General features: G+C 56.4%; 10 protein-coding genes and 1 pseudogene. 6 read left to right on the top strand and 5 right to left on the bottom strand.

The window, feature by feature from the left end; translation table 11 throughout:
* Positions 1 to 211: 211 nt before the first annotated feature.
* The 3 genes from WBG04_RS04770 to WBG04_RS04780 form a co-directional block, all read right to left on the bottom strand.
* A complete protein-coding gene (locus WBG04_RS04770; protein ID WP_424313236.1) occupies positions 212 to 958 on the bottom strand; it encodes a PEP-CTERM sorting domain-containing protein in 747 nt (248 codons plus the stop codon).
* A 1,059-nt stretch (positions 959 to 2,017) separates the two neighbouring features.
* Positions 2,018 to 6,172, bottom strand: coding sequence for a cadherin domain-containing protein (locus WBG04_RS04775; RefSeq protein WP_424313237.1), 4,155 nt, complete (start codon positions 6,170 to 6,172; stop codon positions 2,018 to 2,020).
* A gap of 142 nt (positions 6,173 to 6,314) precedes the next feature.
* The gene (locus WBG04_RS04780) at positions 6,315 to 8,912 is read right to left on the bottom strand and encodes a hypothetical protein (protein WP_424313238.1); all 2,598 of its coding nucleotides are present in this window, start codon (positions 8,910 to 8,912) and stop codon (positions 6,315 to 6,317) included.
* A gap of 214 nt (positions 8,913 to 9,126) precedes the next feature.
* Between WBG04_RS04780 and WBG04_RS04785 the strand changes: the two genes are divergently transcribed.
* Together WBG04_RS04785 and WBG04_RS04790 are read left to right on the top strand one after the other, a co-directional pair.
* Positions 9,127 to 10,608 (top strand): cellulase family glycosylhydrolase, encoded by a 1,482-nt coding sequence (locus WBG04_RS04785; RefSeq protein ID WP_424313239.1) that lies wholly within the window; start codon positions 9,127 to 9,129, stop codon positions 10,606 to 10,608.
* A 466-nt stretch (positions 10,609 to 11,074) separates the two neighbouring features.
* Positions 11,075 to 12,367, top strand: coding sequence for an alginate lyase family protein (locus WBG04_RS04790; protein ID WP_424313240.1), 1,293 nt, complete (start codon positions 11,075 to 11,077; stop codon positions 12,365 to 12,367).
* 22 nt (positions 12,368 to 12,389) lie between these two features.
* Here WBG04_RS04790 and WBG04_RS04795 read toward each other — a convergent pair whose 3' ends face one another.
* Both WBG04_RS04795 and WBG04_RS04800 read right to left on the bottom strand, forming a co-directional pair.
* Positions 12,390 to 17,087: a DUF6807 family protein gene (locus tag WBG04_RS04795; protein WP_424313241.1), complete on the bottom strand. Its 4,698-nt coding sequence runs from the start codon at positions 17,085 to 17,087 to the stop codon at positions 12,390 to 12,392.
* Positions 17,088 to 17,328: 241 nt separating this feature from the next.
* Positions 17,329 to 18,063, bottom strand: a complete 735-nt coding sequence (locus tag WBG04_RS04800; protein ID WP_424313242.1) for a PEP-CTERM sorting domain-containing protein — start codon at positions 18,061 to 18,063, stop codon at positions 17,329 to 17,331.
* 461 nt (positions 18,064 to 18,524) lie between these two features.
* On the opposite strand from WBG04_RS04800, the gene WBG04_RS04805 reads away from it, so the two are divergent.
* The 4 genes and pseudogenes from WBG04_RS04805 (at position 18,525) to WBG04_RS04820 (ending at position 25,707) form a co-directional block, all read left to right on the top strand.
* Positions 18,525 to 21,140 carry a histidine kinase gene (locus tag WBG04_RS04805; protein ID WP_424313243.1) on the top strand — a complete coding sequence of 872 codons (2,616 nt, stop codon included), beginning with the start codon at positions 18,525 to 18,527 and terminating at the stop codon, positions 21,138 to 21,140.
* Positions 21,137 to 21,814, top strand: a complete 678-nt coding sequence (locus WBG04_RS04810; RefSeq protein WP_424313244.1) for a response regulator — start codon at positions 21,137 to 21,139, stop codon at positions 21,812 to 21,814. Before WBG04_RS04805 ends, WBG04_RS04810 begins: the two co-directional genes overlap by 4 nt.
* A gap of 787 nt (positions 21,815 to 22,601) precedes the next feature.
* A pseudogene (locus WBG04_RS04815) lies at positions 22,602 to 23,645 on the top strand (alginate lyase family protein).
* A 250-nt stretch (positions 23,646 to 23,895) separates the two neighbouring features.
* A complete protein-coding gene (locus WBG04_RS04820) occupies positions 23,896 to 25,707 on the top strand; it encodes a family 78 glycoside hydrolase catalytic domain (protein ID WP_424313245.1) in 1,812 nt (603 codons plus the stop codon).
* Positions 25,708 to 25,731 lie beyond the last annotated feature (24 nt).

The following is a 25,731-nucleotide window of genomic DNA, read 5'->3' on the forward strand; positions in this document are numbered from 1 at the left end:
CAAAACCAGCACCCGTGATCTCGATTCCTGATGACCCTGAAGTCACCTTTCACGGCAAACGTATTTCAGACTGCCACCCGCGTTGGAGAGAGAAATCAACCGAATGGATTCGGTCCCCGCCTCGCGTTCAACCCAAAACGGCAAGCGGCCCCTCCGGAAAACCGAAGAGGCCGCAATGAAGCAAACTCAAGTTTGGGAAGTCTTCCCCGACTCAGCGATTCCGGCGACGGAACACAAAAAGAAGAGCCGAAGCACCGAGCATCAAAGGAGCACTTGGTTCAGGAACGATAGGAAACGGCGAAGTGTAGGTAATCTGCGGAGCAATCGAAGGGTCTGTCGCTGCAATCGAGCCTTCAATGGCCGTGAAATTCATTCGCTCATTGGTATCCACCTCAGTCTGGAGACTCAAACGAATGAAGGCAAATGTTCCAGCGCCTGTCCCACCGTCATATGCAGCGTTCAGGTAGGTAAGCAAAGTCGCGTTCGCTGCTGAGTCTGTCGAATAAAGTCCCAAGGCTGAGGCCGGGGTCACCAACGCTGCTTGCAGCCCGGTCGCATCCGTCGCGTCACCATTATAGGGACCAGTATAGTAATCTCCAGGCAACACCTCACTGCTTGCCCTGTTACCCAGTGCATAGACGTCGACGGCATAAGGCTCGGATCCGTCGATGTTGGTGGTGCTGAAGTAGTTGACATCGAACGAAGTGGCGGTGAACGGGTCAGCAACCGCACCAAAATTCGGAATCTGAAACACAAAAACCGAGCTACGCTCCGCGGCCCCGAAGGTTTGTCCGACGATGAGTTCGGTCGAGGTGTCATTTTGAACGACACCGTCAGCGCGCACGGTAGCGTCAGCGGGATCGCCAAAGATGGTTGCGGCCCCTGAAATCAAGGGAAGTGCCAAGCTTGCTGAAAGCACTAGAACTCTGGGTGAGATCAGATTAGAAGTCATTTTCATTGTGTTTTTAATTGGGAATCTCGAATGGATAGGCTTTAGATCTATCCAGACCAAAAGGTTAGAACAATTCGTTCGCCATTGGCTATCCCACTTGCGTGGGAGATGTTCTTGATTGGACCATCTTTGATGACAAGATGGACCTCTGCGAGTCGAAGACCTTCCAAGGAGGTCACGGCGGTCCCGCCGCAATGGTCTCCCAAAAAAGTGGGAAACCAATTGATTAGAAAATCAATTCGGACCGGTCATATTCGACTTCCAAAGTCGCCTCCCTAACGACTATCAGCTTGGCAAGGAAGCTGGCATTCGGACGATTTTCAAGCTGGTCAGCTATGGAGCAAAGCCACGCGGCGATGCCTTCTGGGAAGAATTTTGGAGCGATCCTGACAAGACTGAAGTGCACCTTCTTGCGGGCTGGAGCCGTCTATGGATCCGCTACAAGGACGAACCGTCCGTGTTTGGATACCACCTTCTGAATGAGCCGACACGTGGACGTGATTCCGACTACGAGAAGATTCAGAAGGGGCAAATTCTTCCACTACTGCGCCGCCCAACCGATGCCATGCAGGAAATCAGTCCGGATGAATGGGTGCTCATCCAGCCCCTGCTCCGCAAGCCTGAAGACCAGCCGGGACCAGCCGGGACCAGCCGGGACCAGCCGGGACCAGGCTGCGATCCGGTCGTTCCCATCGAGGAATCCTTCGGCAGAGAGAGAGAGTCATCTACGCCCCTCATCTTTACCAGATGGACCCCAGTGTCATTGTGCCAATGTTGGATGACCTTGAACGCCAGGCCGCCATCTCGAAGGTTCCCATACTCATGGGCGAATGGGGACCGCCAACCTACTCGAATACCGACAAAAATCCGCGGCAGCAGAAGCTGCTACACCAAAATCTACCAACTTACGGTCAACGAAATCGACCGGCGATCCATCGGCGGAATCAAGGCGTGGTTCTGTGGCGGCACAAGAAAGATCCCTGCTGGTAACGACGACTGGATGACTTGGGCCAAGACTCAAAGAGCAGGCCATATTCTCTCAAGTGAAACAATCACCCAACGCTCTCAAGGCTCGCTTCGGCTCCTCAAGCGTAGGAACCCGTTGTTAGACATCGACACTCGGATGATGATCCTCGATCTCCCCGGCCCATCCTCGCAAACCGAGACGATTTCATAATCGCCCGTCATCATGTCACTCCATCCGTCAAGAACGGTGGACTTTTGCAACTTGTAGTGTTCGCCTAGAACCAATCCGTTCCTTACCCTCCATTCGATCCGTGCCTTCGAGGGATCCGGATCAGGGGCGATGGAGAGGCTCAAGCTTGAGGGCGATTCGTTCACCAGCGGGCAGCCTCCCGACAGGAACTCAAAGAAGAGCGGATTGCCATCATGGTCACCGGAGTCATCATCGCCATCTGGATCAACCAATCCATACCCGGACTCCCAGACATCAGAGATACCGTTGCCGTTTCCGTCGTCAGTGGCATCCGGCGAGACCTCATCGATCAGATCAATCACGATGCTGTGATCGACGACCCCCGGATTGGGATCGAAGTGGTCGTTGATTCGGACCAGCAGCACATGCTGAGCCTGACGCTCATAATCCAGAATACCGTTCACGCTCAGTTCACCACTTGCTGGATCAAGTTTGAACAAGCCCTGTTCGTTTCCGGAAAGAATCGTATAACTCAGCCGGGATTGATCGCTCACACCATCACGCACATCCGGATCCGTCGCGGTATCCAGGCTGGTCAGCACCCCGACGCTTGCATTTTCAGACACATCCGTCTGCTCCGCTACCGGCGAAGGCGGCACATTGGCGAAGTTGTCGATCCACTCGGATAGCAAGGCGAGCCCCTCGTCATCAAACGCATTGGAGGCCAGCGGTGGCATCTGGGTATAACCATTGAATGTCTCCTTGCCAGGGATGGCAGCACGCGCGTTGACCCGGTTCCAGATGGCCGAGCTCGCCTTGTCCCCCACTCTTACCACATGATCGCTGTGGTCAGGAGTCGCCTCGCTCAGCAGGGATCCGTAGAGCATGCCGGTTTTCTCCATCGTCAGCTCGGGGCGCCCGTCCCACGATGGCGGACCGCTTCCACCCGGCTGATGGCAATACGCGCAGTTCACCGCCAAATAGGATCGCACCCGTGTCTCGATATCAACCGACGTGTCGGAGGGACGATGATACTTCGGCAGCGAAGACGAATCACCCGAGTAGCCTGTGATATAGCCGGCCAAATCCAGCAGATCGATCATGTTGCCGCTCTGTCCCGCCATGGTTCCCTCGAGATTGAGCTGACGGGTGCTGGTGCTCAGCGCATGCCCTGCCACCGGTGAGTGACAGGTAAGACACTCCGCTCGCGAGGGGATGTGCCACGGCAAGACCTTGTTCTCGCCCCCCTCGGTGTAGCTGATCTCAAAGTCCTCACCGCCCAAGGCCGCGAGACTGGCGGAGGTCCCGGCTTCATTCCATCGATAGGAGACGCCGTAGGATCCACCTTCATTGCGCACCAGGACCCGCGTTTCGAGCCGCTTCATGTTGGTCCCCGGATTGTCCCGATCGAGATCAAAATCAAAGTGCTTCACCCAAACCATCCCCTCTGGAAAATCCCAATTTTCGTCGAGTGAGTAAACCATCCTATCAGCCAGATCCTTGATCACGAACCAGCGTGATTTTTCCGCGCCGTCTGACCAGAACTTCAAGTTCGGCTTGTAGGCCACCACTCCCGGATTGGGCTCAAGGGTCAGCGGATCGGCAAAGATCCCGGTTTCCGCGAGTGTTGGCGGAAAGGCGCTCGGCGCACCGGACTCGGTGATCCTCATCAGCTTCCCACTACCCCCGACATAAAGAATCAGCACGTCACCCGTCACCGGATCCTGATGAAAGTCCACAATCGCATTTCCTGGACCTTGCAGTTCCGGATACTCGGTGACGATCGGCGGATTGGAAGGATTCGCATCCCGCTCGATCGTCCAAACTCGTCCGGACCCGTAGTCGCCTCCAATGTATTTCCCAACGAACTGCGCCGTCGAACCGCTCCGGTAGAAAAACCCACCAATCGCCGAAGTGTTTCCCTGCGTGTGGGGATACTCCCAAAGCGGAGGCGTGTGAACCGTCGGCGGAATTCCATGGCTGAACAAGGTCGAAACATAGGTACCCTCATAGTAGGACCAGCCGGCATTCTCGCCCTTCTTCAATACGGTGAATTCCTCGCGCTCCTTGCGTCCCACATCACCGATCCATGCCTCGGTCTCCCCTGTGCTGTCATTCGTTTCGAGGTGGAACTTGAAGGGATTGCGCAAACCATTGGCCCACATCTCAGAGCGCACGTCACCAAGCTCACCCGACGCCACCAGGTCGACTCCATTGAAAACCCCATCCCAACTTCCGTTCAAACTGGTGTGGACGTACGGGTTGTCGATCGGGATGTAGAAGTTGGGATCCTGCGTCGCCGGGTTGCTGTAAACCTCGTACTTCCCCGCCCCGTTGAGTCCACCATTGGCCGCAATCGAGTAGTGGGGATTCGGTTTCAGGTTCGCGGGGTTTTTCTTCACATCGATACGAATGATCGAGCCATACTGGTCCTTGGTGATGAACTGCGCGTTGCGGAAGGGCTCGTTCTGCTCACCCTCGTCGCCGAAGCTCACGTAAAGATACCCTTCCGGCCCGAACTGGGCATCGTTGATCGAGTGGTAGGTCGCTTGCTCGGCAATGTTCAGATAGGAAAACTCGGTTGCCAGCACCGCATTGTTCTCGGCGTTCGACATGCCATTCGAAACCGCATCGGCAATGTGTGCCGCACTCAGCGTGAAACGCGAGACCCTGAGGTCGCAGGTGACGGTGCTGAAAGGCTCATCGTCCTTCATCAGATTCGGAACCCCGCTCGATGGGATCCGACTCTTGTCGCCCTGATAGTTCACCACAATATGACGACTTGTGGCGAAATCCGGAAAACACTGGATCGAATAGATGCTGCGGCCGTTGGTGAAGTTCGAGAGCGAGGAGACATTGAGGATCTCGACCTTCCTCGGACTGGAGACCCTCGTGTCCGGAATATACCAGATCTGCCCTTTGATCGAGGCAATCAGGAGGGCCTCGGGCGTTCCGGGCACCGAAGTCACCGCCACCGCCGTATTGAAAGTCAGACCGGGTAGCGCATCGACCAGTTTGAGAGCCCCTCCGGCTGGTGGACTCTCCGGCATGTTCACCGTGGTATTCGGCAGACGCAGCGCATCGCTGATCGTGATCTGAACCGTCCCGCTCCCTGCGGTTCCATCCTCCGCGGCGATCTCATAGGTGAACGAGTCCCCTCCAGCGATGGATCCGGTGTGCTCATAGACGAGCATGTTCCGAGACGCATCAAAGATGACGCTGCCCGATGCCGGTGAAGAGGTGATCATCACGCTAGAGGGGTCGATCGAGCCGAGACCAGCGCTATCATTGAGACTGGGATCAAAGGCAACCGAGTTTCCGACTCCAAGCGTCAGGAAGTCATCACCGACAGTGACTTCGTTGCTCAGGACCGTGCCGTTCAGCACGATGTTGTCGAAACTTCCGTTGTCGTTGTAGGTTCCAAAGCCGAACTGCAATCCGCCAACAAAGCTCAGCAGGTCCGGCGTGCCGGCACTACCGCCATCGAGCGTCACCGAGGTGGAGGCAATCGTACTGTTGTTGCTGGAACGCTTGATCAGAAGACCGAGAACTTTGGACGTCGGATTCCAATCAAGGGAGACCCGATACCAGACTCCCTGCACCGGTGCCGTATCGACAAAGGCATTGAGGGCGACGCCCGCCCGCTCATTTCCCTCAATGTAGAGGAGATCACTGTTGTTGACCGTCTCATTGAAAACCAGAGTGAAGAAATTCCGGCCGTCTAGATCGCCAAAGTAGACTGCAGCATCGTCGTTGGTCGCCCCCTCCGAATCGAATTTCAAGTCAAGCTCCAGACCCCATGGTTGGGCGGGTGAAACCACCAGTTCCGGCACTTGCACCCACGCCCCGGGGACACCTCCGTTTCCGACGTTGTTGGAAATATTCGGACCCACATAGCCGGCATTCCCAGACGTTCCTCCAGATCCGTTGTGACCATTTGCCAAGGAGTACTTGTTGGGATTTCCCCCACTGTGGTTGTCAACATAGGTCCAGGCCGGAAGACCACTTTCGAAGTCCTCATCCACAAGCGTTAGGGCCTGCAAGGGAGAAGCGACCAATGTCATCAACCCACAAACAAGCGAAACGCGGTGCCGAGATGAAGGCACCCTCCGATTTTTGCTGATCCGAATGCTCATCGTTCTAGCCGAAAAGGCTGAGGCTGCACAATTCACGCAACCCCAGCCGAGATCGGTTCGATTGGCACGCTCAAGGCGCGTCCTCAACACGGAAGAAGGATTCCGTGGCGGACCCCAGCGACGCAGCAGGCACCGTGAAAGTATCCACCCCATCATAGGTTGCTCCCTCCGCCAATTCGAAATCCAAACTCAGATCCGGCGATGAGGTAAGGACATAGCCCGCTCCTCCAGGACTAAAGGTGATCAGGACATCTCCCGCCTCGTTTCGCGTCACCGAAGTCACCTTGAGATCGGATACTTCCGGAGTCGCCGGCTTCGAGATTACCCCGTCGGGAAACTCCGTGTTTGCCGCAATGGGGTCGACGTACAGGTTGTCAAAGTAACCGGTCCCGGTCGTCGCTCCGCCCATTACCATCAGAACGTTGATGAGAGCCCTGGTATTCTGACCATTTCGAAACACAAAGTCAGTCTCCCCTCCATTGAATGTTACCTGCGTCTTCTCACCTCCCGCGGGCTTGACCCACAATTGGTAGGTGTCGTCCTGATTGTTGACGACTATCCAAATGTCATACCAGCTGTTGTCCACGAGTAGATCCACCTGATCGGAAGCAACACCTCCCGGGTCCCGCCCACCAATCGAATAGGGAGGAACCCCCTTCGTATTGAACGAGAACTGCGGCTCGAGATTTGCGAAAATGAATCCAGTTGACGGCACATCGATGTCATCACTCAGACCATAACTGCTGTCCATTACAGTACCCGAGTAAAGCTGGAGGAAGATGGTGCCCGTCTGACCTTCGACGATGGAAAGCACCGGTGCCCGGTAGTCCAGGCTGTTGAGAAGACCAACTACCGCACTACCCGCACCTATCATGCTACCAACGGCATCTCCGCCTGCGATTGGCTCTTCGGCCACTAGGTTTGCCGTATCAGAGACTCTCCATCCATTCACTCCATTGAAGGTCTGTCCAATGGTCATGCCCGGGCCCTCGAAATTCTCGAGCAACTTGAAACCCGCGGTTTGGACAGGGGCTTCCGATCCATCGGGATCGCTGCCGTTCAAAACCTCGGTACCGTCGCTGAACTGATCGCCATCGGTATCCCAGATGTTCGGATCACTCCAATAGGGCATGTCTGGACCAGGTGCTGCCTGATTCGCCGCAGCATTCGGGTGATCCGGGTTCTCCCAACCATCGAGGATCTTGTCGTTGTCAGTATCGGGATTGAGAGGATCGGTGCCTGCATGGTATAAGCCCGGGAACTCAAAGGACTCGAATCCATAGAATCCGGTCCCGTCTTCCTCATAGTCATTGTAGCCGTCATCATCCGTATCGGCGACCTGTGCCAATGTTTTCCGGTTGAACTCACCGAGATTGCCGAGTTTGTCGTCGTCCGGATCGCCAAGGTCACCATTCGGACCGTCATTCAGATCGATTTCCGTTTCCCCAAAGCTTCCGTCATCCAGGGGATCAAGCATGTTGTCGACTTCCCAGCCATCAGCTAGACTGTCACCATCCGTGGACACTAGGGTTGGATCGGTCATTCCAAAACCATGGGTATTTCCTTCCGAGTCCAGACCCGCCACTTCGTTGCCATCGGAAATGCCGTCCGCATCGGTATCCGCCTTGTTCGGATCCGATCCGGTATCCTCCGGACTCGAGTAGCTATCGGGACCCTTGTTGGTCTCCACAAGGTCCGAAAGACCGTCATCATCACTATCGCCATCCATAGGATTGGTCTTGGTATCGGTCACCTCCTCCAGATCGCTCAAGCCATCGCCGTCGAAATCCCCACTTCCGGCTCCGGGGCCGGGACCGGCAAACAGGCCCGTAAGATCATCGAGGTTTGCCTCGCCCGGAAGCAACTCGGGATTGGCCAGATAAAACTGCCCGGTAATGAGAAGCTCGATATTGTCGTCCAACAAGTCCATGTCCGAATCGACGAAAAGAGCCAGGTTCGTCTCAAGCTCGTTTGGCACGTCTGAATTCACCCCGAGCTCATCGACGTAAATGTTGTCCAAGTAGATGACGTCACCATTGTTGCCTCCCGAGTAGCGCATGTAGATGAAATCCAGCGCATCCGCACCATTGTTTCGCTGAAAACCAAAGGCGTCGAGAGCACCCGATCCAGAAGTGACAAGAAAGCGGTTGGTCGTCGTGGTCGCAGCGTAGAACTGCCAGGTCTTTGCGGCGTCATCGATCACCATCCAGACCCCGTACCAGGTATCCAGCAAAAAGTCGGAATCAAGGAGCTGCCCCCCGTTGCCACCATCGATTGCCTCCATGTCGGCAATGGCGGTTTCCGAATTGGAACTGTTCTTAAACTGGATGCGGGGGCAGAAATCGCCCCAAGCGCCTCCCTCATCAAGATCCGTCAACGAGAAGCCAAGGTCCAAATCCCTCGTTGCTCCAGAGGCAACGTAGAACTCGAAGTAAAGGGTCATCATGCCGCCCGTCGCCGTGACCCCGGTCGCTTTGCGGATATTCTGCGCCCCCGAGACACCTGTGACCGCCAAAACCTGACCCGTGTTGTTTGCGGGATTGGGAACCACTGCCAATGGGCTTGGAGTAGTCGCAGGGGCAACCCAAGGCGGCGTGATGGTGTCACCGTTGGCGAAGTCATCGATCAGTACGAACTGGCCGGACGCACCAATGGTTGTCAAGGCCATGAGGCCCAGTGTTTTTTGGGTTATCTTCATTATGGGTTTCTTTCAGGTTCTTGATTCACGGGTTGTCGCCAGACAGTCAGCAGAGGAATCTTGGCTGTTCTAGGTCGCTGACATCGCCCTCTCAAGCTACGACACGTGACTGTCACGGCAGCGGTGCCTCTCAGGCAACGGAATTGCGTTCACTACCACTAAAAGGGGAGCCCAATTTGATGGGATGACATCTCCAATCATTCAGCATTATGCCGACATGGAGCCTGCCTCAACACGACATCCCATCAGCGATTTGGGACACAACCTCGTCCATCTGCTTGGGTTGTCGCTCATCGCTGCCGCCCTCTCACAAGCACAAGCTGTGGCGGGTGAGGTTCCAAGTCACCAGCGGATTTTTGATGCCCAGGGCCGCCAGCTGATTCCTGGCGGCTTCGTCACCCTTGAAAAGCTTCCCTATACCTCTGAGGACTATCGGAGAATGACTCGCATGGGTGCGGGATTCCAGGTGATCCGCGTTCCGATGGGACTGATCGGCGCGTGGCCGGAAACCGAAGCGGATCCCAAGGCAATTGCCCATTTCGATGAACTCGTCCGTCTCGGGCGAGAGGCGGGCATGTATACGGTTTTCAAGTTGGTCAATTATGGGGCCAAGCCGAGAGGTGATGCCTTCTGGGAGCAGCTTTGGACCGATTCAGAGAATGCTCAGGATCACCTTATTGAGGGATGGACCCGACTTTGGGTCCGCTACAAGGATGAGCCATCGGTATTTGGCTACGACCTCCTCAACGAACCAACCCGGGGCAATGACCCCAACTACGAAAGGATCCAATCGGAACAACTCCTGCCGCTGCTGCGACGGATGACCGATGTCATGCACGAAATCAGTCCGGACAAATGGGCGCTTTTCCAGCCCTTGCTTCGCAAACCCAATGATCAACCGGGGCCCGGCCGGGATCCTGTCGTGCCGATCGAAGAGCCTTTTGGAAGGGATCGGTCCATTTACGCACCCCACCTCTACCAGATGGACCCTGAGGTCATCGCACCGATGCTTGATGACCTCGAGCGCCAGGCGGCCATCTCCAAGGTGCCCTTGCTGCTCGGCGAATGGGGCTCGCCGGTCTACTCGGACACCGACGACAGACCAAGTGAGCAGCAACGCTACACAAGAATCTACCAACTTACCGTCAATGAAATCGACCAACGAAGCATCGGCGGAATCAAGCCCTGGTTTTGTGGCGGACAGAGGGAGATTCCGACTGAAAAGAAGGGGCGCTGGATGACTTGGTCCATCTTCTCTGATCCTTCTCCCACGGGGAAGGTGGAACGGAAGTATCTCACCGATGTCATCGCCCGGCCTCGTCCGATCGTCGTAGCAGGCACCTTGGAGCGCTACCGAAACGACTTTGAGAACCGTCGCTTTGAAGCCATCCTCAACACGGATTCATCTCTTGGTGAAACCGAGATTTTTATTCCTGCGGAACGCCATTACCCAAGCGGCTTTGTCGTGGAACTTGGATCCAGTTTGTCTCTAACGCTTCATCAGGATTCTCTCCACTTGGAAGTTTTGAGCGCCACGAATGCAATGGATCGTGAACAGGCCAGGCATCTGAGCTGGGACAAGAGCAGGCAGCGGTTGGTTATTGGGAAATGGATCGGTGAACCGAGAACACTTGCGCTCCGCGTTTCTCCCATCAGCCGGAACTGAACCGGATCCTCCGGGACTTGCTCTTGGAACTCGCATTGGGGTTTTCCCGAAGAGAATCCGACCTCAGCGGACTACAATCCAGAACGGATGCCTCAATCCGCCACTCCTATCGAATCTGTCTATTTCGGCAATCGAGATCTCAACTGACTTGTCCTGGCTATTCGGCATGATCCCATCTTTCCAAACCCTTCCTCTCATCTTGAAATAGAGCGGATGGAAACGCGCCACGGAAACCATGCTTAGCCCGATCTCCCACCCCAATACAAACCCGACAGCCCCATTTCCCTCGGAAAAGGGAAAGCCTTCCCGATCAGACTCACCCTTCGACCCAGCCCCCGAACCGATGGTACGATCGGGTTTCCAGGCCACCTCCCCCTTTTGTTCGCTTCACTTCTTTCAAACCTCAATCTTCACTTCTCGGACTTCAACGGGAGATCGACCAGTGGCGAAAATCCATCCATCACTTATGACCGCCCCCCGTCGTGTCGCTATTGTGCTAGCCCTGCTTGTCTTCGCTCAGCCATTGCACAGTAGGGAATCAGCCGACTCTAGCAAAGAAGGTTCGGACCTCGTCTATTTCAATGAAGGCCATCTGGCACGGGTGAAGTCGGCGATCAGGGCCGGAGACCCCTACTTTCTCGAGAACTACCGTAAGATTCTCGCAGAAAGCGAGTTGCTGCTAACTCAGCCAGCCGATCCCGTCGTCAACAAAACCATGATGCCTCCCAGCGGCGACAAGCACGACTACCTCTCATACGCACCCTACCGCTGGCCTGATGAAGACAAGGCAGACGGCCTCCCTTGGAAAGCTATCGACGGGGTGACCAATCCGGCAGCCCGGGGGCCCGATACCGACTACACCCGGCTCAGTGACTTCTCATCGGCCATGGAAACCCTCAGCTTCGCCTACTATTTCTCCGGAGACACGCGTTATTCCGACCGGGCGCTTGAACTCATGGAGCTCTGGTTCGTGAACCCGGATACTCGCGTCAACCCCAACCTCAACTACACCCAGCACGTTCCGGGACTGGCTGAAGGCCGGGCGGCCGGGATTCTCGAATGGGCGCGGATCTCCAATGTGATCACGGCGATGCAGATTTTCGAACGTGGTGAAGTTCTGCCCGCCGAACTGAAGGCCGAACTCCTTGGCTGGATGAATCGCTACCTCGACTGGTTGGTGACAAACAGGCTGGGGAAGGAGGCCGACAAGCTCCCACAAAATCACGCCAACTGGTACAATTTCCAGGTCGTCGGCCTGATGATCTATTTGGGCCGGCTCGACGAGGCTCGGGCCAAGGTTGAGGACGCCAAAACCTCCCGTATCGCGGCACAGATAAAACCGAACGGCCAGCAGCCGGGCGAAACCGGCAGGACGAAGTCAATGCACTACTCGTGCATGAACCTTTGGGCATTGGCCAACCTGACCTACATGGGTCGTGGACTTGACGTGGACCTGTGGGAGTTCAGAACGAAGGATGGCAGAAGCCTTCCGCAGGCCTATCACTTTCTTGAGCCCTTTGCCTTGGGTGAGAAAGAGTGGCCCTACAAACAGATCACCCCAGGAGGGGCCGCGGCCGCGATCGAGGCAGAGTTGAAACCCTTGTTCAGCAAAACCTCGACCCTGCTGGAAACCGATTTACTCAGGCCTCCACCCGGCACACGGATCGACCTTCTGCCGATCGACGCCCTTCGCTATCCGCCCAGAGCCAAGCTAGCCAACCCTGGCGCACCCACGAAGACGAAAGATCGGAGCGACTGAACAAGGCGCTGGATTTCCGGCTTCAAGGAGTCGTCGCCTCAATCCTGTAGAATCCCTGCCTTTCATCACGGGAGACTTCAGCCTTAACCGAAATCACCCCACCGGTGCCAGGAATTGGATCCGAAAGCGGCGTCCAATCGTCTTCCAAGGTGGAGGACTTCATAGCCCTGTAGCTTCGACCCGGCACACTATTCCACCGGATGACGATTCCACCGGTATCGTCACCCTCGACTTCCTTGATGCGAAAGAAGGACTGCGGATCCTTCGGATTCGTTCCCGCGACATGCTCTTCAAGATCCGTGCTTCCATCCCGATCTTCGTCTCCCGTCCCGTCCCGGTTCAGGCTACCGAAATAGCCCAACTCCCAGCTGTCGACCATGCCGTCCAACTCACTATCGAGCTCGGTCTGCAACCACTGCGTGTAGCCTAGAAAAGCCTGCTCATTGCTTGAGCGTGAAGCCATCTCTCCTCCCTCCAGCAATTGATCGATGCCTAGATGATCGATGTTCGCACCGCTTGATCCGATCGAGGTCAACCGCACGGTATTCGCACCTGAATTCAAACTCAGCATCACGGGCTGAAGCCCCCAGATCGTCCAGCCACCCGTCGCGGGAAATCCGAGCGAGGGAACCACAGTGACTCCATTGACCTTGAGTTCGAGTGGCCGGTTTCCCGAGAGAAGCGAGTAGCGGAAATTCGCCGAATACTCCCCTGCCGAGTCGACCGTCACATCCCACTCGATATCCTCGCCACCGGCCGCAACAAAGTCCACGTAACCCGAACCCGTATAACCATCACTGCTACTGGCCTCGATAGATCCGCCACCCAGAGTCGCGTCCTCAGCCTCGTAGGTGACGAGGTCTGAAGTCGAGGTTGAGGTCGCTTCAAACAGACGAACCCGATAGTCCAAAGCCAGGCTTTCGCCCTGCCCGATTGGCTGGCTGAAATAGTAGCCAAAGCGTCCGTAGGTGCGCTGTGAGAGTTCTTCGACCGGATTTCCCGGAGCGTTGAAGAGCCCCACTCCATAACTCCTGGCTCCTCTGCCGAAAAGCATCTGACTCCACTCCAAGTCGTTTCCCGCATACAATCCGGCCGGAGATTCCATGAACCTCGTTTCATTGGTGCGGCCACTCACCTCGTCATGGGCCCGGAAGTGAAAGCCCGCATGCTGGAGATCACCACCCACATTCAGCGCACGGGCAGCCTCCAGCTTGCAATGGGTGTCGACCTGCGTCACCCCTTCCGGTCGCGAGATTGAGATGGTCCGCCATTCGGTCAGCAGTCGCTCGCCTGGATCATCCGGCGTCGCCATCCAATCAATCCGGACAAGCAGGGACACCCCGTCATCCTCGATCACCACCTTTTCGATTTCCGCCGTGCTCATCCGACCGGTATCCATGTGCCAGAGGTCGTGGCTTCCCAAAGGGGAAACAATCTCATCCCAGCCGATGAAGACTCCCCGATGGTGCGGAAACTGCGCGTCCGGCTCGTCCTGAGTGACAATCTCACCATCGACACCAAAGAGGCTCAGGTGAGGCTTCGCCGGAGCATCCCCCTCGAAAACAAACTGCGCGATCATGTCGCCGTCCTCCCTGATCTCCATGATCTCCCCCTTTTGCGTTGGATGATTCTTTCGCTCCACCGTCCACCCGTCCGGGGGCTCCGGAGGTGGAGTCCCCAGCGTGAAACGGATCTGTGGACGAATCGTTGGATCACCGGAACCTCCATTTGCCGCAAGGGCCCCATCGGTGGAGGTGAAGACGTAGCGAACATTGTTGTTCATCGCCGCATCATTGCTGAGCCGCAGAAACACATACTTCAATGCGCCCGCGCCGCCCGCATACTGTTCGTTGAGGAAAGCCACCAGATTGGCATCTCCCGCCGGTGTTGTCTGCCCCACTCCGAAGGCACTCAAGGGAGTAAACATGCCATCCTGCACGAGTGTGGCAGCAGCATCCGGAGAACCATCCCCAAAGTAGTCGCTCGCAACAACAATCGGCGAAGTCGAAACACGCGGAAGACCGTAGAGATCTAGATTCGCTGTCGGCACGGTCCCATTGTGGTGGGACGTGAAATCCACCGCAAATGATGCCGTGCTGAAGGGATTGTCTTCAGGGCCCAGATCTGGAAGCTTGAAAACGAACACCGGTGAGCGGTTCACGCCGGCACCACTGCCCGCTCGCCCCGCAAAGAAACTCGCGTCGCTCGCCGTGCTGCCCATATTTCCATTCGAGATCGGGCTCGCATCACCAGGATCCCCCAAGATGACCGCTTCCACCATGACTACGACCGTATCACTTCCCGTCACGCCCGCATCATCAGTCACAGCGAGCGTCAAGGTGTGGCTTCCGGGAGCAAGCGAGACCGTCGCATTGGCACCAGTAGCCACGACGACTCCGCCTTCCTCCCATTGCCAGCTGACAATCTCTCCGTTCGCAGAGAAGGAACCACTTCCATCGAGTTCGACATTCGCAGAGACTCCGTCTTGAGAGAGCACGCTTTGATCGGACCCGGCGTCCGCGACAGGGACTGACGTCGGGGGCAGCAGCCGCACCTTGTCGAAGGTCGCCGAGCAAATCTCCTCATTCACTTTGCTGGAAACCACTAAACCCAGGTGCACCGTCTGGCCCATCCCGATGGTTTCCGAACCTACCGAACTCCAGTTCAGCCCATCGCTGGAGTGGAATCCCGTGAAGAGGTTTCCGACCCGGGTGATCTTCACCCAGCGCGGCGCCTCGACGTTCGGAACACCGATCTTCGTCGTGTCGGATCCATTGTCCAAACGAGTATTGAATTCCAGTCCCTGGCTTGAAGTGACGAGAATAGAGGCATTCTTCGAGTTCGCATTTCGATTGCCACGGATCATCACACCCGCTCCGGCTCCCGGGTCGGTATCGATCAGATCCCGGACCCGCGCCGTGATCTCGCAATCTCCCGTGATCACCTGATAGACGAACTGGCATTCATCTGCCGTCCCTCCCACACCATCACCGGCACTCTCGACCGTGTAGACACCCTGGGATCCACTGACGTGTCCGGGCACCGGAGGCGTTCCCAGATCGAGGGAGATCCACGGATCAATCGGCACATCTTTCCTGAACTCGATCTTCTGGAACGAGAATGATGAGAGCTGCACGCTGAGCTCCAGCTTCGACGTGCCTGCGGCATTCCCTGGAACCGTGGTGATGCCATTCCAGCCGCTCCACTGAAGTCTTTCAAACCGATCAAAGTCGTCTTCGTTCTTCCAAAGCGTCTTGCCCGGCTCCTCAAGAATCTGGCTGAGATAGCCGTTCTTGTCGGTCTGATTGGGCGAACCCGGGCGAATCCGATTCGTGACCCAACCACCCTCGCTCACCCATTTTCCGGCAAGCGGATACTTTTTCACGAACAATTGCTGAGCGTTCGTATCCTGATCGTAGGTTGCGACCCGATATTCATACGCTTCCCCGGTTGGAACCGGAATCGTGAACGAAAGCTTAACCGTTTCATCCGCGATATAGGCAGGGTTCTCATTGTAGCTGTATATCAGCGCGTCAATCGAGGTGCGTGATGGATCGGCCGCATAGATCCCATCAATCCGATTGAGGCTGTTGGACGGTGATCCGCTCTTTCCACCCGCATACCGGTCCTTCCCAAGCATCGTTGCAAGCGCCAGATGGGTGGGATCCTTGGTATGATCGCCCCAGCTATAGACATTCATAATCGAATTCTCATACATCATCTTCGCCATCCTCGTGACGAAAGCCGGACCGTGTGAGGACCCGACACCCATGTTGAACCCGTCGTCATCCCTCTCTGTAAAAATCGAGTACTCGGGAAATTCCAGACGTGCGTTCGGGTTCCAACCGGGAGCATCGATGAAGGGCTTGAGATCATCCTCGTACACCCGATCGACATCGACCTGCCGGCTTTCGGTGTAGAACGGATAGTAGGACATCCCGATGAAGTCATACTTGACGTTGTTCTGAGCACACCACGTGACAAACTCAGGGCCATAGCGACCATTCCCCCCCGCCCCGAGGAAATGCGCTCCCAGCTTCGCGTTCGGCAATACCGAGAGCACCGCATTCGCCGTGTTCCGGTAGTGATTGAAGAAATCCGTTTTCGAGCCGGCCCAGTGGTGTGGGTAGTAGTCCGACTCAGTTCCAATTCTGAAGCGCCACTTCTCGACCTGCTCCAAGCCGTAGGTCTCGACCAGCTTGTTCATCGCGGCCTTGATGAAATCGCTCCAGGCAAGCGGATCGCTGGGTGGAAGGGAGTTCCCATACGTGGTCACCTGGTTCGCCGCCGGGTAGTCGTCGTCAGGTCCGCTGCCGAAGCTGAAGCCGCGCTGAAAATCCCACGGAACATTGTCGAGGACGAGCTGATGGATCTCGTGACCTTCCGACATGACCGCATCAATCCGTTCGGTCAACTTCGCCCATCGGTAGGCGTACTTCCCCTGAGCATCATCCCAATAGCAAACATCCTCACTCCTGTCCGGAACGCCATTGACCGACCACCCTCCAAGCAGCCGAATGCAGTTCATGGTATTCTCCTTGGGAGCCTTCTGGGGGCCGACGTTCGGATAGGCCGGGATCTCGTTCCGAACGGTCCAGAAATTGTAGATCGGAGCACGACGATTGCCCGGATCAGTGAAGTCCCCGGTGAGAGCAAGCTCCGAGCGGGCCGTCTGCACGGCCAAAAACGCCCCAGCGAAGAGGAGAATGCAGGGTTTCAAATGAGAAAAGGAACTTGTTGGGATCTAGGTGCCCGCGAACGATTTGAGGATTCGCTCCATCTTCCGCATTGGCCGCAGGCGGGACCATATGCTTTTCATTCTTGGCCTCTTTCCGCTTCCCACGCAAATCTCGTGCAACCTTCTCCCTCAAAAAGGGGAGCACTCCGACGAAGTCGAAACGGTAGCGACCTCTCCGGTTGCACCGAAGAGGCCACAGGAAGTTCAGTGGGATGGAGACGCTCTAGCCCTGACGGCGATTGCGACGCAGACCAAGGAGGAGTGCCGCACCACCAAGAAGGATCGGAGCACTTGGCTCAGGAACTGCCGTAAAATTGATGGTCGGCGCGAGCGAGGCATTGTCCGCAGCGATCGCACCTTCACTCGTGGTTGTGTTGTAGCGTACATCCGTCCCCACAACTCCGTCAGTACTCAGCCTGATGACTGCGAAATTCCCAATGCCGTTGCCGCCATCATAGGCTGAATTCAAGTATGCAAGCAGCGAAGCGTTGGCACCTGCCCCAGTCACGTAAACCGTTTCGACCGCGGTCGACGGGGTAAGGTAGTCATCCTGCAGGGCAACCCCAACAGACCCATCAGTTTGATAGACTCCAGAGTAGTGGTCCGCACCGGTAATGGCAGTAGTCGAGCGACTTGCCAATGCGTAGAGATCGACATTCGGCTGCCCATCGACCATATTCTTGGTGCTCTTGAATTCGACACTGAAACTGGCCGATGTGAAGGGGTCCACGGTCGCACCCAAATTCGGCAGAGCGAATAGGTAGATGGAACTCCGGTCTTCAGAGGCAAAAGATCTTCCTGTAATCAATTCGTTTGACGTCCCATTCTGGACGGAACCATCGGCCTTGATCGTAGCATCAGCAGCGTTGCTGATGATTGTGGCTCCACAGGCTGCGGAAGTGAGAATGGCTCCAGCTCCGATTACGGCAGCTAGGGAAGCTAGATTTTTTTGATTCATAGTGTCTGGATTGTTTGGTTCAGTGGTTAACGCACTCTATTCTTCAGCTGCGAAACGAATTGCTTCCTTCTTACAAAGGTAGCATTTCTCGTCACAACCAGCAGATCCTAGGTGCTTCTCATCATCCTTGCCTATCCCCGTTAAGTGGGAACCCCGGAGTCGCCGGCCGTAGCAAGCACTGCAACACGGACAAGGATCCATTCTTCCCTGTCCCCATCATTTCTCTCGCCTCGATCCCGAAGGGAACTCCGGCGGAACTCGTCGACCAATCGTCTTCCACGATGGGTTCTCGGTGTGAAAGCCCTCAAACCCGGCTGGCAATTGGTCCGGGGGCCGCACGGCGCTCCTGCACACGATGTGCCGTGCCCAGGAAGAGACAATTCTCATCCCACAAACGTGTGAGTTGGCTCACACCCGATCGGGCAAAAGCCCTTGAATTGGAGCACTTCAGGACGCCTCCCATGACACCCGTTGTTCCCTTTCAATGTCACGTCTCGCTTCATTCCCATTGTTCTGATCAGATCGAGCTTGTGGCCTACCGCGCTCCTGCCGTCCTGATCCTTTTGCTGCTCTCCGAAGTTGGACGATCTGATGTCCCCCCGCTGACGCCCTACTCATCGGACGACCACACCCTCCACCTCTGGCATCTCGACGAGTCCGCTCCCCCATTCGGAGATATCGGCCGTTTCCCCACACCCCTGCGAGGTCTCCTAAATGGAGCCGAACCGGGTCAGCCCTCCATTCCCAATCTCAGGAATGCCATCTCCTTCAACCATGACGCCGGTGGTGAACCTGGAACCGAAAACCTCAAGGGCGCGATTCTCACCATCTCACCGAGGCTCCATGCGGACAACAGGGACAATGCTCCGCCTTCGTTCAAGTACTTTGGCAAGGACGGCGCGTTCACCTTCGAAGCACTTCTGAAATTCGATACGCTTCCGGCCGACGCCGAACAGTCAGAACTCACCATCCTTTCGATGGATGACGACCTTGACTCCCGAATCTTCAGGTTGCTGATTGACCGTCAGGGGATCCTCACCCTCACCCCGATGAGCGACAGCGGTGCAAGTGGAGGCGCTCGTGCTTCCATCCCAACCGAGGGTGTCCATGCCATCAATACCGAAGATTGGTTTCACGTCGCTGTCACCTACAGTGGAATTGAGAACCTTACCAACAACCTCAAGGTCTACTGGACCCGGCTATCCTCTGAAGTTGAGAAAGCAAACCGCATCGGCAGCGGCACGCTCACCGATGACTTCAATGGTCGCCTCGGCGACTTCGCGATCGGCAACGAAGCTCGCCAGTCCTGGCCCGACGACGGCGAGTCCATGCCATTCCCCGGCTGCATCGATGAGGTCAGGATCAGTTCGCTTGCCAGAAACCCTCGCGATTTCGTTTTCATCCCAGTTGAAAAGCGCATCCCCTCAAACGCCGTCTCTGATGTCGCGACCCCACTTCCAGGCCCCAACGAATTGCCACTGATCCTCGCCAATGTGCTGATCGACGGTAAAGCTGCCGAATTCAAAAACCAATCCCGCGAGACACTCGTTCTTGAACCTGGTCTACATCGACTCGACTTCGACTTCACCTATCCATCGGGTCCGGCAAACGAACCCATCTATCTCAGGTGCCAACTTGAGGGCGTTGACGAGAACTGGAGAGAGAGCACCCGGGGAATGAGTTTGGTCTGCCAGGTCAGGGACGAGAACAACCAGATCATCTCCGAAGCAAAGTTCGATGCCGACGGCACCAGCAAAGGCTGGGCGAACAGTTCTGAGGAATCGACACTCACCTCGCGAGCCGAACCTCTCTTCATCCCCGCAGCAGGTCGCTTCATCTACATTGCGGTCACCTCCGGATCTCCGGACACGACCGGCAGCCTCGTCATCGACAACATTAGCATCGACCTCCCGGGAAAAGACAGCATCCCACTTTGGCAAAACGGCGATTTCAGCCGAGGCGACAACCTGGATTCACGCCAAGGACTTCCCCAGCGATGGTCCAGGCGTGGATCCGATCCCACCATCGCCCTGATTACCGGTGATGCGTCGGCGAGCGCCCTGGTGATTTCGGATGGAGATCAGAACCACTATGGGGAATGGGCCTGCCTCCAGTCTTTTGACCCGGTCACTTATGGTGGAAGAACCGTCATCATTTCCTGGGATGAAGCCTACAACGTCATCGGCGGCAGTCTCCACCGTGCCACCTATGTCAACGTCCCCTCGGGAAATTACACCTTCCGCGCGATCGGTCTCACCACCGGCAATTCGCCTACCACCGCCAGTCTCTCGCTACCCATCTTCATTCGCCTGCCGTTCTGGCAACGCCCCTGGTTTACACCCATGCTGGCAGGAGCCATCGTCGCCTTGCTCGCGCTCTACCTGTTTCGACTGGCCCGCCGCCGTGCCCGCCGCCGACTGCGTGAACTGGCTTTCCAGAATGCCCTCGAAAAAGACCGCACCCGAATCGCTCGCGACATGCACGATGACCTGGGCACACGCATCACGGTGCTCAACCTGTCTGCCTCAGTCGCCTTGCGGGAACTTGATCAGAACCCCGAAGTATCACGCCGCCATCTCGGCAAACTCAACCATTCCGCCCGCGATCTTGTCGTGGCGATGGACGATCTCGTCTGGGCCGTCGATCCCGCCCATGACAGCCTCGACCAACTCGCCTCCCACCTGACCCGTCTTGCCGAGGAGATTTTTCGCGATAGCCCGATTCGCTGCCGACTCGATATTCCGTCACTGCTGCCACCGCGCATCCTAGGCTCCGACTTCCGCCACCAGCTCAGCCTTGCCGTCAAGGAAGCCCTGCACAACATCCTTCGCCACGCCGGGCCCTGTGAAACCCACCTCTCACTCAAATACGATGGAAACCGTATTTTGATCGAGATTCGGGACGACGGCGTGGGCTTCGAAAGCGGATCCGGTTCCTCCCGGCACGGTCTGGAGTACCTTTGCAAGCGTCTCGAGGAAATCGGCGGCACATGTACCATCACTTCCTCTCCCGATGATGGCACTCGCGTTGTATTCGATTGTCCCCTTCCCCAACAAACCAACCCTGCCAAACCATGACCGAACAGACCCACACCATTGCCATCGTCGAAGACGATCCCTCCCTCAGGGAAACCCTTTCCGACCTCGTTTCCGCAGCGCCGACGCTCGAACTCATCGGCACCTACCCTTCGGCGGAAGACGCCCTCAAGGCAATGTCCAGGATTCCTCCCCAGGTCGTCCTCGTGGACATCCAGCTCCCCGGCATGTCCGGCATCGAATGCGCCGCCCGACTGAAGGACAAGTTCCCGGAAATCCAGATCATGATGGTCACGGTCTATGACAACAATGACCGGATCTTCGATGCCCTCGCCGCCGGAGCTTCGGGATACCTTCTGAAACGGGACGCGCCCGAAAAACTCCTTGAGTCCCTCGACGACTTGATCGCCGGCGGCTCACCGATGTCCAGCGCCATCGCCCGCAAGGTCGTTCAGAATTTCCGCAAACCCGTTCCAGCGAACCATGATGAGAACGAACTAAGCCAGCTCTCCAAACGGGAGAACGAAGTTCTCGATCTGCTCTCCCAAGGTTATCTCTACAAGGAAATCTCTAGCGAGCTGGGCCTCAGCAGTCACACGGTCGATACCTACCTCAGAAGGATCTACGAGAAGCTCCATGTGCATTCTCGCGCGCAAGCCACCGCGATCTACACGCAGCTCAAGCCCAAGATCAACACACTCCCAAGCCGGGGCTAGAGCCAGCTCTGTGACCCAGAGCCATGACATCTCCATTGAACCTTCAGGAAAGCGTGACTGGGTCGACCATTCTCAGTCGGCTCGGTGCCATTGGAACCGTCTCACATCGCTTCATTATGATCAAAGACGCGTCTCCACTATTGCCAAATTGCCCCGCCAGCAGGTGAAACAATAACTTATGACAGCGCTCGGGGCCCACTTTGACTTCTCGAACACAAGAACCCGTTGTTAGACATCGAAACTCGGATAACGATCCTCGATCTCCCCGATCCATCCTCACTGTACGCGACGATTTCATAATCGCTCGTCATCATGTCACACCATCGGTCAAGAACGAGGGACTGCAGCAACTTGTAGTGTTCGCCAAGAATCAATCCGTTCTTCACCCTCCATTCGTTCCGTGCTTTTGAGGGATCCGAAGGAACTCGAAGGACACTCCCCCTTTTGTTCTCTTCACTTTTCCCAGTCCCCGACCCCACCTTGGAATCAAGCTTGTCAGATGAATTGCAGGCGACTCCCCAGAACCGATCCATCCTCAATGAAAACCCGCCTCCTCATTTCTATCGTTCTGATCCTGCTGAACCTCCATCCATCAATCCTGGGTGCGGAACGCGTGAGCCCGGCTGAAGCGCACTCCAACTTCGTCTTCTACAACGAATCCCATCTGGCCCAGGTCAAATCAGCAATCAAGACCGGGAACCCCTACTTCACGGACCACTACCACCAGGTTATTGCACAGAGCGAGTTGCTGCTAACTCAAGCTGCCGATCCGGTCGTCAACAAAACCATGAGGCCTCCCAGTGGGGATAAGCACGACTATCTCTCATACGCGCCCTACCGCTGGCCCGATGAAACCAAGCCGGACGGCCTCCCTTGGAAAGCTATCGACGGCGTGACCAATCCGGCAGCCCGCGGACCCGATACCGATTACACCCGCCTACGTGACTTCTCCACGACCATGGAGGCCCTCAGCTTCGCTTACTACTTTTCCGATGACACCCGATACTCAGACAAAGCGCTCGAGCTTCTGGAAATCTGGTTCGTGAATCCGGATACTCGCGTCAACCCCAACCTCAACTACAGCCAGAATGTTCCAGGACTGGCTGAAGGCCGTCCAGCCGGGATCCTCGAATGGGCGCGAATCTCAAATATGATCACGGCCATCCAGATCTTCGAGCGCGGCGGAGTTCTACCCGCCAAATTGAAGACGGAGCTCCTTGCCTGGATGAATTCCTATCTCGACTGGTTGGTGACAAACAAGCTGGGCAAGGAAGCCGATCAGCTCCCGCAAAACCATGCCAGCTGGTACAACTAGCAAGTCGTCGGCCTGATGATCTATCTGGGCCGAATCGATGAAGCGATCGCCAAGATTGAGGATACCAAGTCATCGCGAATCGCGACTCAGATCAAACCAAGCGGCCAGCAGCCAGGCGAAATCGGACGCACCAAGTCCTTGCACTACTCGTGCATGAACCTCTGGGCATTTGCCAATCTAACCTATATGGGGCGGGGACTTGGCGTCGATCTCTGGGAGTTTGAAACAGAGGATGGCCGGAGCTTGCCTCAGGCTTATCGCTTTCTCGAGCCCTTCGCCTTGGGCGAGAAAGGGTGGCCCTACAAACAGATCACCCCAGGAGGGGCTGCGGCCGCGATCGAGACGGAGTTGAAACCGCTGTTCAGCAAAACCTCGAGCTTGCTCGAAACCGATTTACTCGAGACTCCACCCGGCACACAGATCGACCTTCTGCCGATCGACGCCCTTCGCTATCCCCCAAAAGCAAAACTCGCCAAGGCAGGAGCACCCTCGAAGACGGAAGATCGGGGCGACTGATTGAGGCGCTGAACTTGGTGTTTCCCTTGGGAGCCTGCTGAGGTCCAGCTCTAGAATAGGCTGGGATCTCATTCCGAACGGTCCAGAAATTATAAATCGGAGCACGACGATCACCCGAAATCAACATCCTGCCGACGCTCCGTGTTTCTCAGCAATCGTCCCGATCCTCCTAAACTGCGAACCCTTGCTTCCGTGAAAGAATCAAACGCGGCGACACGAATAAGGATCGATTCTTTCCAATCCCTGACCAATGCTGCCAGCCGCTATCTATTTTGCCAACGATCCCACACCGATGATCCGATTCCATCTTAGCCTCCTTCCCGTCCTCATCCTCTCGACCGCCTCAATTCTTGAGGGAGCTCCAGTGAAACTCGTCGAGCAGCCTCCGGTCAAAATTTCTTCTCCGAACAAGAAGACCATCCTCGTCGACTTCGGACGCGTCGCCTTCAGCAACCTGATGATCGCTCCTCCGGAAAACACCGACCAAACGATCACCGTCCATTTCGGAGAATCCCTGAAAAATGGGCGCATTGATCGCAAGCCACCCGGAACGGTCCGCTACGCAAAAACCACGCTTCAACTCACCGGTTCCACCCCCATCCTCGCTGCCCCGCCAGCCGACAAGCGAAATACCAAAAAGACCAACGACAAGCACCCACCAGCGATTCTAACACCAGCTGAGTGGGGCGTCGTCCTCCCATTCCGCTGGGTCGAGATCGAAGGCTGGCCCGGTGAACTGAAGCCGGAGCAAATCGTCCGCCAAGCCGCGTTTTCCGCAAACTGGGATGACGACGCCGCTTCATTCGAATCTTCCGATGAAACCCTCAATCGCATCTGGGAACTCTGCCGCTACTCGATCAAGGCCACCACTTTCGCCGGCGTCTACGTCGATGGTGACCGGGAGCGCATTCCTTACGAAGCGGATTCCTATCTCAACCAGCTCAGCCACTACTACACCGACAACGACACGCAAATGGCGCGCGATACCTATGACCGACTGATCGATTTCGCCACCTGGCCGACCGAATGGGCGCCTCACATGATCTTCATCGCGCATGCCGACTGGATGCAAACAGGTGACAGCGAGTGGATTGCTCCCCGCTATGAGCGACTCAAAACCAAAGCCCTTCTTGAGCGCGTCGGCCCCGACGGTCTTGTCGCCAGCAACGCGCAACAGATCAAGAAGACCGACATCGTCGACTGGCCGAAAACCGAACGCGACGGCTACGTCTTCACCAAGCGCAACACCGTCGTCAACGCCTTCCACCTTGCAGCCATCCAGCGCCTGGCCGTGCTCGCCAGAGCGATCGGAAAAGACAAGGAAGCCGAGGAGTTCGAAGCCAGATTCAAGAAGACCCACGCCGAGTTTCAGAAGCAACTCTTCGACGAGAAGCGCGGGATTTACCGCGATGGCGTCGGCACCGACCACGCCTCCCACCACGCGAACTTCTTCCCCCTCGCCTTCGGCCTGGTGCCGGAAGACAAGCAAGCCGGGGTCATCGAATTCCTCCGAGGAAAAGGGATGGACTGCTCGGTCTACGCCGCCCAGTACCTGCTCGAAGGTCTGTTCAATCACGGTGCCGCCGACAAGGCCCTCGATCTGATCACCGCCGACAACGACCGCAGTTGGAAGCACATGGTCAACAGCGGAACCACCATCACCTGGGAAGCCTGGGACCAGAAATACAAACCCAACCAGGATTGGAACCACGCCTGGGGTGCCGCGCCCGCCAACCTCCTTCCCCGCTACGTCCTGGGTGTCGAAGCCCTCGAACCCGGTTGGAAAACAGCCTCGATCCGCCCCCATCCCGGCGAACTCGAATTTGCCAAAGGGAAGATCCCGACACCACGCGGCCCCATCTTCATCGACTGGACCAGTGACGATACCTTTAGTATTTCAGTCAAACTCCCGGACGGAATGCCCGCAAAGCTCGATCTTCCCGCAGGAAAAAAATCCTCCGGCGTTTTCATCAACGGCAGCCCGGTCGAAGCCGATCTGCAAAGCGGACGTTGGATCCTCGCGGATGAATTCAGCGGAACCTTCAGGGCTGAAGTGAAGTAGATCAGCCCCCCGAACCCAACAAAG

It is taken from the genome of Haloferula sp., from assembly GCF_049672945.1.
Taxonomy (GTDB): domain Bacteria; phylum Verrucomicrobiota; class Verrucomicrobiia; order Verrucomicrobiales; family Akkermansiaceae; genus Haloferula.

Bases quoted from the DNA above. Each gene is read 5' to 3' on its own strand.
- WBG04_RS04770 (WP_424313236.1), bottom strand. From the start codon at position 958: ATGAAAATGACTTCTAATCTGATCTCACCCAGAGTTCTAGTGCTTTCA.
- WBG04_RS04775 (WP_424313237.1), bottom strand. From the start codon at position 6,172: ATGACATTGGTCGCTTCTCCCTTGCAGGCCCTAACGCTTGTGGATGAG.
- WBG04_RS04780 (WP_424313238.1), bottom strand. From the start codon at position 8,912: ATGGCCTTGACAACCATTGGTGCGTCCGGCCAGTTCGTACTGATCGAT.
- WBG04_RS04785 (WP_424313239.1), top strand. From the start codon at position 9,127: ATGACATCTCCAATCATTCAGCATTATGCCGACATGGAGCCTGCCTCA.
- WBG04_RS04790 (WP_424313240.1), top strand. From the start codon at position 11,075: ATGACCGCCCCCCGTCGTGTCGCTATTGTGCTAGCCCTGCTTGTCTTC.
- WBG04_RS04800 (WP_424313242.1), bottom strand. From the start codon at position 18,063: ATGAATCAAAAAAATCTAGCTTCCCTAGCTGCCGTAATCGGAGCTGGA.
- WBG04_RS04805 (WP_424313243.1), top strand. From the start codon at position 18,525: ATGACACCCGTTGTTCCCTTTCAATGTCACGTCTCGCTTCATTCCCAT.
- WBG04_RS04810 (WP_424313244.1), top strand. From the start codon at position 21,137: ATGACCGAACAGACCCACACCATTGCCATCGTCGAAGACGATCCCTCC.
- WBG04_RS04820 (WP_424313245.1), top strand. From the start codon at position 23,896: ATGCTGCCAGCCGCTATCTATTTTGCCAACGATCCCACACCGATGATC.